This window comes from Armatimonas sp., assembly GCF_964826245.1.
Genome location: NZ_CBAYMC010000160.1, coordinates 1 through 10,242, shown reverse-complemented (window position 1 = coordinate 10,242; position 10,242 = coordinate 1). Strand labels below are relative to the sequence as shown.

At 61.4% G+C, this 10,242-nt stretch carries 9 protein-coding genes; 2 read left to right on the top strand and 7 right to left on the bottom strand.

What is annotated here, in order from left to right:
* Window positions 1-249 precede the first annotated feature (249 nt).
* The gene (locus AC1XOS_RS14965) at window positions 250-1,707 is read left to right on the top strand and encodes a DUF1501 domain-containing protein (protein ID WP_481963028.1); all 1,458 of its coding nucleotides are present in this window, start codon (window positions 250-252) and stop codon (window positions 1,705-1,707) included.
* 40 nt (window positions 1,708-1,747) lie between these two features.
* On the opposite strand, the gene AC1XOS_RS14960 is transcribed toward AC1XOS_RS14965, so the two are convergent.
* The gene (locus tag AC1XOS_RS14960) at window positions 1,748-3,160 is read right to left on the bottom strand and encodes a DUF1501 domain-containing protein (RefSeq protein WP_481963027.1); all 1,413 of its coding nucleotides are present in this window, start codon (window positions 3,158-3,160) and stop codon (window positions 1,748-1,750) included.
* A gap of 190 nt (window positions 3,161-3,350) precedes the next feature.
* Between AC1XOS_RS14960 and AC1XOS_RS14955 the strand changes: the two genes are divergently transcribed.
* Window positions 3,351-6,911, top strand: a complete 3,561-nt coding sequence (locus AC1XOS_RS14955) for a beta-galactosidase (RefSeq protein ID WP_481963026.1) — start codon at window positions 3,351-3,353, stop codon at window positions 6,909-6,911.
* Here AC1XOS_RS14955 and AC1XOS_RS14950 read toward each other — a convergent pair.
* The 6 genes from AC1XOS_RS14950 to AC1XOS_RS14925 form a co-directional block, all read right to left on the bottom strand.
* Complete coding sequence (locus AC1XOS_RS14950) at window positions 6,903-7,565, bottom strand: type I pantothenate kinase (RefSeq protein WP_481963025.1); 663 nt, start codon at window positions 7,563-7,565, stop codon at window positions 6,903-6,905. The two genes, AC1XOS_RS14955 and AC1XOS_RS14950, sit on opposite strands and share 9 nt — an antisense overlap.
* A complete protein-coding gene (gene panD / locus AC1XOS_RS14945) occupies window positions 7,562-7,918 on the bottom strand; it encodes an aspartate 1-decarboxylase (RefSeq protein ID WP_481963024.1) in 357 nt (118 codons plus the stop codon). The genes AC1XOS_RS14950 and panD overlap by 4 nt, the downstream gene beginning before the upstream one ends.
* Window positions 7,915-8,565, bottom strand: coding sequence for a phosphopantothenoylcysteine decarboxylase domain-containing protein (locus AC1XOS_RS14940; protein WP_481963023.1), 651 nt, complete (start codon window positions 8,563-8,565; stop codon window positions 7,915-7,917). Before AC1XOS_RS14940 ends, panD begins: the two co-directional genes overlap by 4 nt.
* Window positions 8,562-9,083 carry a flavoprotein gene (locus AC1XOS_RS14935; protein WP_481963022.1) on the bottom strand — a complete coding sequence of 174 codons (522 nt, stop codon included), beginning with the start codon at window positions 9,081-9,083 and terminating at the stop codon, window positions 8,562-8,564. Before AC1XOS_RS14935 ends, AC1XOS_RS14940 begins: the two co-directional genes overlap by 4 nt.
* Complete coding sequence (gene panC / locus AC1XOS_RS14930) at window positions 9,080-9,922, bottom strand: pantoate--beta-alanine ligase (protein ID WP_481963021.1); 843 nt, start codon at window positions 9,920-9,922, stop codon at window positions 9,080-9,082. The genes AC1XOS_RS14935 and panC overlap by 4 nt, the downstream gene beginning before the upstream one ends.
* The coding region (locus AC1XOS_RS14925; protein WP_481963020.1) for a 3-methyl-2-oxobutanoate hydroxymethyltransferase at window positions 9,919-10,242 on the bottom strand (324 nt) is incomplete at its 5' end. The genes AC1XOS_RS14925 and panC, both read right to left, overlap by 4 nt.

Here is a 10,242-nt window from a genome sequence, read left to right as displayed (position 1 = left end):
CCATCGCCCGCTGTGACCGTGGTGGTGTAGGTCGTCGGTGCGCTGACCGTGAGCATGGCGCGGTTGAAGTTATCGGAAAAGAGCGTGGTCTGGGCCGTGGCAGGCAGGGCGGAAAGTAGCGAGCTGAGCGAGGCGAAAGCGAGATTTAGGTTGCGGTTCATGGGTTTTGGTTCTCCGCCCTCAGAACGGCTGAGAACCTCCGATTCTGATAAAATCCGCAAAATTTATTTTTCTCGGTAGAATAGGGCTATGGATCCACTGGCACTGACGCGACGGCATTTTTTGACAAACTCCACCCTTGGGCTAGGGGCACTTGGGCTGGGTAGCTTAGAGAGCCCCCTCACGGGCTCCCCGATTATTAGGGGCGGAGGGAGCTTCGCACCAAAGGCGAAGCGCGTGATCTATCTTTTCCAGAGCGGTGGCCCGGCGGCGCAGGATCTTTTTGACAACAAGCCACTTCTCCGCGAAAAACACGGCCAGCCGCTGCCTGACTTTGTGCGACGCGGTCAGCGCCTGACAGGAATGAGTGCGAACCAGGCCGAGCTGCCTCTGGCGGGCTCCGCGTTTAACTTTGTGCGTGCGGGCAAGTGCGGGATGGAGCTCTCCGAGGTGATGCCGGAGATCGCGAAGATCGCCGATGAGATGTGCCTCGTGCGCTCGATGTGGACGGAAGCGATCAACCACGACCCCGCGATCACGTTTTTCCAGACGGGGAGCCAGATCGCCGGCAGGCCGTGCCTGGGCGCGTGGGTGAGCTACGGCCTCGGCTCGATGAACGAGAACCTACCGAGCTTTGTGGTGCTGGTGACCGCCAATCAGGGCGACCAGCCGCTGTACTCACGCTTGTGGGGCAGCGGCTTTTTAGATGCGCGCTTTCAAGGAACGCAGTTCCGTGCCGGGAAAAATCCGGTGCTCTATCTCAACAACCCGGAGGGCATCTCGCCGAAGAGCCGTCGTGCACTTCTGGACACGCTCGGGGCGCTGAGCAAGCTGCAAACGCAAAACACGCTCGATCCTGCAATCGAGAGCCGCATGGCGCAGTACGAGCTGGCGTATCGCATGCAGACGAGTGTCCCTGATGTCACCGATCTCTCCCAGGAGCCCGATGAAACTTTCGCACTCTACGGCGAAGATGCCCGCAAGCCCGGTACGTTTGCCGCGAACTGCCTCCTGGCACGGCGCTTGGCGGAAAAAGGCGTGCGGTTTATCCAGCTCTACCATCAGGGCTGGGATCACCATGGCGGCCTGCCCGGCGCGATGCGCGGCCAGGCAAAGCTGACCGATAAAGCGTCTGCGGCACTCGTGCTCGATCTTAAGCGGCGCGGGATGCTCGACGACACGCTGGTGATCTGGGGTGGGGAGTTTGGGCGCACGAGCTACTCGCAGGGGAAGCTGGCAAAGAACGACTATGGCCGGGATCATCACCCGCGTAGCTTCTCGCTCTGGATGGCAGGCGGCGGGGTCAAGCGCGGCTTTACCTATGGCCGCACCGACGACTACGGCTACAACATCGCTGATGCCCAGGGCAACCCCATCACCCCCAGCAAGTCCGAGTTCACCCCCGGCGTCGTCCACGTCCACGACTTACAGGCAACGATCCTACAGCTTCTCGGTTTTGACCACACCCGCCTCGCCTACCGCTATCAAGGCCGCGACTTCCGCCTCACCGATGTCCATGGGCATGTCGTTAAGGATTTATTGGCATAGCAAGCCTACTCGTCGAGAAGGCTTAGCCAGAGGGCGAATTTCATGTGAGGATCGCCTTGATCACCTCGCCGCTGACATCGGTGAGGCGCATGTTTCTGCCGCTGTAGGGATAGGTCAGCTTGGTGTGCTCCAGCCCGAGCAGGTACAAGACTGTGGCGTTGAGGTCGTAGACGGTCTGGACGTTCTCGGAGGCGATATAGCCCAGCTCATCGGACGCGCCGTAGATCGTGCCGCCTTTGATTCCTGCTCCCGCCAGCCAGACCGAGAATGCTTTCGGGTTGTGATCGCGCCCCGTCCCGCCTTCCGTGAAGGGCATGCGGCCAAACTCGGTGTGAAAGACCACCAGGGTATCGTCGAGCAGGCCGCGTTGCTTTAAGTCCTTGAGCAGTCCCGCCACGGGAATGTCAATTTCCCTCGCTCGCTTTTCGTGGTTAGCGACCATGCCGTTGTGGGCGTCCCAGCTCTGGTCAAAGACTCCGCCACCCGAGTAGATCTGCACAAAGCGCACGCCCCGCTCCACCAAGCGCCGCGCCAGCAAGCACTGCCGTCCGACCAGCTCGGTCTCAGGCTTGTCCATCCCGTAGAGCGCTTTGGTGGCCTCGGTTTCTTTTGTTAGTTCTACTGCTTCCGTGGCCTCGGACTGCATACGATACGCCAGCTCGTAGGCACGGATACGGGCGGCAAGCTCTTGCTCCTGTGGGCGCTCACGAAGAAACTCATCGTTGAGCTGGTGCAAGAAATCAAGCTGCTCGCGCTGCTTCTCGGGAGAGAGCCCGGTGGGGGGCTTGAGGTTGAGTACGGGCAGGCCACTACTGCGAAACGGGACACCCTGGTAGTTACTGGGCAGAAACCCCGCGCTCCAGTTGCCTGCCCCGCCTCCTACTAAAGCCCGTGGATCGGTCATGACCACAAACGCCGGGAGGTTCTGGTTTTCCGTGCCCAGACCGTAGCTGACCCAGCTCCCGAGGCCCGGACGGCCCGCCAGAATCGAGCCGGTGAGCATGTGGTAGACCGCCGGGACATGGTTGTTGCTCTCCGAGCGCATCGAGCGAACCAGCGCGATGTCATCGGCGCATCCGCCGATATGGGGCAGAAGATCACTCACGGGCATCCCGCACTTGCCGTAGCGCTTGAACTCCCAGGGGCTCTTCATCAGCTTGCCGGGCGCACTCCGCCCGCCCGTGTCGAACTCTTTACGGCCCGCCACCGAGATGCCGTCTTGCTTGATCAGCTCAGGCTTGGGGTCAAACGTGTCCATGTGCGAGAGGCCCCCAAAGCAGAAGATCGAGATGACCCGCTTGGCTTTAGGGGCAAAGTGTGGCTTCTTGGGCGCGAGAGGATCCACGCTTTGTGCCTTGCCTTCGTCAGCAAGCAAGGTGTTGAGCGCCAGAGCCCCAATGCCTCCACCGGCGCGGGCGAGGAACTCACGGCGTGGGAGATAACCTGGCTTCATGGATTCATTCTACCGCTTAATAAACGTGGTATACTCCTGACTGGAGCGCACGATTCGTGCGCGGATGTCGTTTCTAGATGCCTCCCTAGCAGTGACCCGCCGCCCCGTTGTTGGTTCTTTGTGGCGTGAGCGTGAGCTGGAATGGGTTGAGGCGTTTTTCTTTAATAACCGCTTTTACTAGGAGTACCCCATGCGACGACGGCGCAATGCCGCCTCTGCCGACGATGAAAACGTCGTGCCCGATGCTACGTTAAGTAGCCCTGATGTTGATAGCACCCCCTCTCTTGAGCCCGAGCCGGAACCTGCAAAGCCTCGTCGGCGAAGCCCCCGTGCGAAGGTGACTGCAGTCGAAGAAATTCCCGCCGTGGTTGCACCAGAGCCCGAGCGGGTCGCGGAGCCTGAGCCTGTGGTGGAAAAGCCGCGACGCACTCGTAAGCCGCGCGTGGTGGTAGAAGCCGCTGTCGTGGTTGAACCGGAGCCTGAGGGCGTGACACCGGAGCCTGTGGCTATCGAACCCGAGCCAGAGCCCACTGTCGCTGTGCCCGCGGAGTCTGCCTCGCGCCGTCGCCGCTCGCGTCCCAAAGCGGAGCCGCTGGCACTTGAAGCTGCGCAGGCCATCTTGGCTGAAGTGGCTCCCGAGGCACCGATCATCGCTGTCGCTGTCGAGCCTGCTACGACAAGTGAGCCTGAGAAGAGTGAAAGTCGATCAGGCAACAATCGCCGCCGTCGGGGACGAGGGGGGAATAAGCCCGCCGCAGAGCCCACTCCTGAACCTGAGGCCGTGGTAGCCGACGACGATGACGCAGGGAAGTCGCGGCGTACACGTGGGCTGCGTCGAACTCGCACGGTTGCCGCGCCCACTCTGATGGTCTCCGGTGATGAGCCGCGCGTGTATGCGCCGCCGGTTGAGGAGCCTGAGCTAACGCCCACGCCCGAGCCGGACTCTCGCCGCATTCGTGGTCGTCAGCGCCGTCCCCCGGTCGCCGTTGTCGCCGCGCTCTTGCCACCGCCCATCGCAGGACTCATCGCGCCCGTTGTCGCGGAGCCGCTGCCTCCTGTCTATGTCCCTCTCGCCGCCGATGTTCTTGCCAATCTTGTGGAGACCAAAGTCGCGGTACGCAAGGGCGTTGCCGAGCTCCTCATTGGCGGCGAGCCACGGCTCCCGATGCTCTGCTTCGTCAATACCGAGATGGGGGAGGAGTTTCTCCCCGTTGCCCAGCGGCAGATTCGCTTTGCCTACGAAGCGGGTGTGCGCCTGTTTACGGTGCTGTGCCACCTGCCCTGGAAGACACGCTCCGGTGAGCGCCGCTTTGACTTACTAGACAGCGTGATTGGCTTTGTGGCAGAGAATGCTCCCGAGGCCCTGGTGCTGCCCCGCCTGATCTTCTCGCCGCCCGCCTCGTGGGCACGGCAGAATCCGGGTGAGCTGGTGCGCTATGCCAGTGGCGAGCAAGGCGATGTCTCTATAGGGTCACGCCTCTTCTGGGAAGGCGAGGCCGAAGAGGCACTCCGCGCCGCCGTCGAGCACGTTGCCCAGGGGCCACACGCCAGCCGCGTCTTTGGCTTCTACTTAGAGCACGGCGAGTGGCTTCACGAAAAAGGAGTGGGCTACGACCTCTCCGATGCCAATGTTGCCGCGTTTCGCGCTTGGCTACGCACGCGCTACAAGAACTCCGTGGTCGCCTTTCGAGCCGCTTGGTACAGTGGTACCGTCTCCTTTGAGACCGCACAGATTCCGACCTGGCCGATTCCTGCGGGGCCGGGCGTGTTCCTTAGTCCGAAAGAGGCGCAGTGGTCCGACTTTCATCGCTTCATGAGTGAGCGTGTCGCCGAGGTGATCAATCGCCTTGCAAAGGCCGTCAAAGAGTCCTCAGGGGGACGAAGCGCGGTGGCGGTGAGCTGCGGTTATACGCTTGAGCTGGCGCGCACGAGCTCGGGGCACCTGGCCCTTGCTGAAGTTCTGGCCTCGCCTCACGTGGATATTCTGACGGCACCACTCTCTTACAATGGACGGCTTCCTGGTGGCTCCGCGCCGCTCCCGCTTCCGATTGAGTCCGTGGCACTTGCGGGGAAGCTCTGCATCCTCGAAGACGATACCAAGACATTTCTTGCCAGTGGTACGACGCCCGATACTTACAACCCGCATGTCCCAACCGTGGAGGGGACTCGCGCGGTGCATGTCCGCAACTTTGGAGCGGCTTTAGCCCATGGTGCGGGGATTTCCTACATGGATCTCTGGGGCGAGGGCTGGCTCGATGATCGCGAGACCTGGGAGTTTCTGGGAGGACTGCGCGAGATCGCGGAGCTCTACGCCACCCGCCGACGCAACCCTCGGGTTCGTGCGAACGCCGACCCCGATGTTGCCGTGATCGTGGATGAGGCGAGCTTCTTCGATGTCCGTGATGAGCGCCTCCTCGAGAAGCTGATCTCAGAGCAACGTGATGTGCTCTTGCGCTCGGGGGCACGGGTTGGGTTCTACCTCCAGTCGGATCTGCTTCGTAAGAACTTCCCGGAGAGCCCGCGGCTCCTGATCTTCCTGAATGCTTTCCGAATCGAGCCTGCCGTGCGCGCGGCGATTCGGGAGCGCTGGCAGGAAGACGGGCGGACACTGGCCTGGATCTTTACGCCCGGTGTTCGTGAGGAGAGCCTTACGGAGCAGGCGGAGGTCTTTGGTATGCACCTGAAGTTCCAGCCGTTTGCCTCCAAGCTCGGAAGTCGCGTGTTCTCGGATGCACGCCTGCCTCTTACAGAAGCACTTCGTGGCCAGAAACTGGGCGATGAAGTGCGGGTGAACCCCACGCTGACGGTCTCGGACTCCCGTGCCCAGGTGGTGGCGGAGTACGGAAACGGCAATGGGTCTTTGGCAGTGCGCAAGCATCCGCGCTGGCAGTCCGTGTTTATCGGGGAGCCTGTCTTAACCCAAGCTCTGCTGCGTGGTCTCTACCGCCAAGCAGGGGTTCCAATCTACGCCGCCGATGATGATGTGGCCTGGGTGGGCGACGGGATGCTCTGCTTGCACTCCGCACCCGGTGGTGGAACCACGGTCTATCTCCCGGAGGACTCGGTTCTTCATGACTTTGTCTACGGGGAGACCCTGGCTCGTGACGGACGTGGGGCACGGCTTTCGATGCCGGTCAATGGGACGCGTCTTCTCTACTTTGGCCCGACGGCGGAGGCAGAGCGCTTCGGTGCAGAGCCGATCGGGGCACCTGCCGGTCTGACCGTAAGCGAGCTTCCTACACCCACTCCGCCCTTTGTTTTTGAGACTCCGTCCGCCCTGGGAGTGGAGTCTATCTCTGCCGAAGATGAGGCGATGTTCCAGGCCGCACTGGCTGAGCTACCACAGCAGCTCAGTCAAGAGGGTGATCTAGCGCCGGATGAGCCTGCTCTATCCGTCATTGAGCTGCCCGCTGATCTCTCCCAGGCTCTGCCAGATGTCGGGGCCAGCGAGCGACTTGGGCGGCGACGGCGTGGCAGAGGCGGCCGTGACCGTCGCCCTTCGGAGCAAGAGGCAGACGTCGCTGAGGCTGAGCTGGCTCCCGAGGCCGAGCCCGTCCGCCGCCCCTCTCTGGAAGAGCTCCTACCTCTCTCGGAGGCTCCTCTGGAAGGGGAGCTACCTCCCGTTGAGGAGTTCCTCAACTCGGAAGGAAGTGGCTTGGATTCCACGGAAGCCATACCGATCGCTCCCCGTGGTGGCAGGCGTCGGCGCTTCCGTGGAGCCCGCCCTTCCGGTACCTCCGACTCAGAGTAAGAAACGCGTCGAGGGCTGGTTCATGATGACATGATCCGGCCCTTTCACCAGCACCTGGTCGGCGAGGTCGCGGGTCGGTAGAATATGCTCACGCAGATTCGGGAGATTCACCGTCTCCCAGATCGTCTTGATCCGTGTCTCCCACTGCGCCTCTGTGAGCGCCAGAAAGCGCACAAAATACGAGCTGGGATCGGTGCGGGCCGTGTCACGGAGCCGCAAAAGCCGCTCGCGATACCAACCGAACAGATCGGGCTCCTCGGCATGTAGGTAGATCTTACGGTCGAGCTTTCCCTGTGTGAATAGGGGCTGGAGCGCATTGATTCCCTCAATAATCACCACGTCTGGGCCAATGACTTCTCGATACTCACCAGACCGAATATCGTAGGTCTGGTGGGAGTAGAGGGGAACTATGGCGGGCTCACCCGTGCGAAGGGCCTCTAAAAACGCTGCAAATGCCGCCGTATCGTAGCTCTCAGGGAAGCCTTTGCGTGCTAGCAAGCCCCGACGCTCTAGCTCCGCGTTGGGGAGGAGAAAACCATCGGTGGAGACGACTTCCACGGTCTTGCCAAGCGCCTGCTCTTTTTCTGCAAGCTGCGCCGCTAGCGTGCTCTTTCCCGCCGCGACACTGCCCGCCAGCCCGACCAAGTAGCTCACTGCTCGAAGGTCTTCTCGATCACATTGCCCTCGCCCAGCAAGACAATCTGGGCTGTATGCGTACTTGCATCATCAAGCGCTACTTGGCAGTAGGCGCAGAGGATCAATAAGTCGCCTTTCTGGACGCGTCGTGCGGCTGCGCCGTTAAGTGAGACCTCGCCGGGTGAGCCTGCGATCACGTAGGTGGCGAAGCGCTCACCGTTGTTGATGTTGTAGATCTCGACTTGCTGGAGCGGGCGCAGCTTCGCCGCAGCGATGAGCGTTGTGTCAATCGCGATAGAGCCTTCGTAGTGGAGTTCTGCTCCGGTCACGGTGGCGCGATGGAGCTTGGAGTAGAGCATCGGAATGGTCATAGCGCTTTAGCATACCCGACAAGTGCGTCGCAGAGCGTTAAGAGAGTGGGAAGGGGCTTTCCGGGGCCATGGGAATCCCAGAGCACGGCGCGGGTTGTTGCCATAGTCTGCTGATCGTTTTGGACGACGAGATCGGCTCCTGCGGCCAGCACTTTGGCAACGGCTTGACGAATTTCCTCGTCGCTTGCGCCATCGGTAAGCTTGAAGCCCACTAATTTCAGGGTCGGGTTTTGGCTATAGCCCTTGAGCTCAGGGAGGATTTTCTTACCCGGCACTAGCTCAACGGAGAGTTTTTGTGCAGAGCTAAGTTTGCCGGACAGCGGCGCGGGATAGCGGACTGCGTCTACGGTTACAGACTCCACCACGAAATCACTGACGGCGGCGGCGTGGATGGCTAAATCGAAGTGCTCGTGGGAAAGAAGCGCATAGCAGGCAGCGTCTAAATCCGCGACGGTGACGAAAAAGCGCTCCTGCACGGGGCATTCTGGCGCGACGGAGTGCTTTGCTCGCACGAGTGTCACCGTGAACCCTGCCTGCCAAAATGCATCGGCGAGGGCTGCGCCTGTCGCACCGGTGCTGGAGTTGGCAATCACCCGGACGCCATCAAGGGGCTCCCGCGTCCCGCCCGAAGTCACCAGAACTCTCATTTTAAGATCGCCTTCAGAAGCTCCTCGGGCTCCATCAAGCGTCCCTCCCCGACATCGCCACACGCGAGGTTGCCCGCCTCAGGGCGCAGGATTTTCACGCCGAGGCTCTCTAGCTTTTGGAGAGACTCTTGGGTAATCGGGTGGGTCCACATCTTTGTGTTCATGGCCGGGGCGACAAAGAGCGGCTTGGTAAAGTCATGGGTCAGCCAGAGATTTCCCAGCAGATCGTCGGCGACACCGGCGGCCATTTTATTGAGGCGATTTGCCGTCGCCGGGCAGAGCACCGAGATATCCGCCCAGCGGTTGAGCTCGATATGCTCCATCCAGCGCCCCGGCGCAAAGGTATCCGTGAGCAGTGCTTTGCCGGAAAGCCCCTCCAGAGTCGCCGCCCCGATAAACTTCAGTGCGGACTCGCTGGCGACGCACTGCACGCTGTGGCCCGACTGTGCAAGCCGCGAAATCACCGTGCAGGCTTTGTAGCAGGCGATGGAGCCGGAGAGCTGGAAGAGAATGTTCATGACCCTCCTCCCCCAGCCCCCGGGTACCCTCTGGGTGCCAACCCTGCGGAGGCAGGTTGGGAAGGGGGGAGGAGGGCCACGTTATCAATTAGCCGCACGATGGGGCCATTATCGAGGGGGGGCGTGTGGACGGCACCGAGGCGGCGGCCCCAGTGCTCGGCGATGTAATCGACGGTGAAGCCGAGCGCTTCGAGCTTTTGTGTTGCTTCATCGCAGGTGAGGGAGAGATCGGCGAGAGTCTGTGCCCACTTTGCGGCAAGAGCGCGCTGCGCGGGAGTCAGGCGGCGGTTGCGGCTGCTCATGGCGAGGCCATCGGGCTCGCGGATTGTGGGGCAGGGGACGATCTTGGTGGGATGTTGGAGCGACTCGGTCATCTCTTTCACCAAGAGAAGCTGCTGAAAGTCTTTTTCGCCAAAGAACGCCGCGTCGGCCTGGATACAATTCAAAAGCTTCAGCACCACGGTGAGCATGCCCTCAAAGTGGCCGGGGCGGTGTGCGCCCTCAAGGAGTGTGCTGGTTAGATTCTCCGTCACGCGGTAGCGGTAGCCATCGGGGTAGAGCGTCTCATAGGTGGGGGCAAAGACAAAGCCACAGCCGATGGCTTCGAGCATTTGGCAGTCGTCGTGGAACGTCTTCGGGTATTTTTCAAAGTCTTCTGGGTTGTTGAACTGTGTGGGATTCACATAGATACTCACCACAGCGTGCTCGCACTGCGCCAGCGCAGTCTTTACCAGGGCCAAGTGCCCTTCGTGGAGCGCTCCCATGGTCGGGACAAACCCGATGGTGGTGTTTTGGGGGCGGAGTTCTCGCCACTCGGCAGGGGTATGAAAGATCGTCACGTGTAGCTCTCCTTTGCGGCAGGGAATGTGCTGGCTTTGACGGCTTCGTCGTAGGCACGGAGCGCAGCAACGGAGGCATGGGCGACTTCGCCGAAGGCACGGGCGAACTTCGGGGGCTTCTCGGTGAAGCCAAGTAGATCATGGAGGACGAGCACTTGGCCGTCACAGTCTGGCCCCGCGCCGATCCCGATAGTCGGAATGCTGAGTGCTTCGGTGATGCGCTTGCCTAGGCTCGCGGGGACGCCTTCGATGACGAGACTGAAAACTCCGGCGGCTTCGAGCGCTCTTGCGTCGGCGAGGATTTTTTCCGCGGCGGCGTC

Bases quoted from the DNA above. Each gene is read 5' to 3' on its own strand.
- AC1XOS_RS14965 (WP_481963028.1), top strand. From the start codon at position 250: ATGGATCCACTGGCACTGACGCGACGGCATTTTTTGACAAACTCCACC.
- AC1XOS_RS14960 (WP_481963027.1), bottom strand. From the start codon at position 3,160: ATGAAGCCAGGTTATCTCCCACGCCGTGAGTTCCTCGCCCGCGCCGGT.
- AC1XOS_RS14955 (WP_481963026.1), top strand. From the start codon at position 3,351: ATGCGACGACGGCGCAATGCCGCCTCTGCCGACGATGAAAACGTCGTG.
- panD (WP_481963024.1), bottom strand. From the start codon at position 7,918: ATGACCATTCCGATGCTCTACTCCAAGCTCCATCGCGCCACCGTGACC.
- AC1XOS_RS14940 (WP_481963023.1), bottom strand. From the start codon at position 8,565: ATGAGAGTTCTGGTGACTTCGGGCGGGACGCGGGAGCCCCTTGATGGC.
- AC1XOS_RS14935 (WP_481963022.1), bottom strand. From the start codon at position 9,083: ATGAACATTCTCTTCCAGCTCTCCGGCTCCATCGCCTGCTACAAAGCC.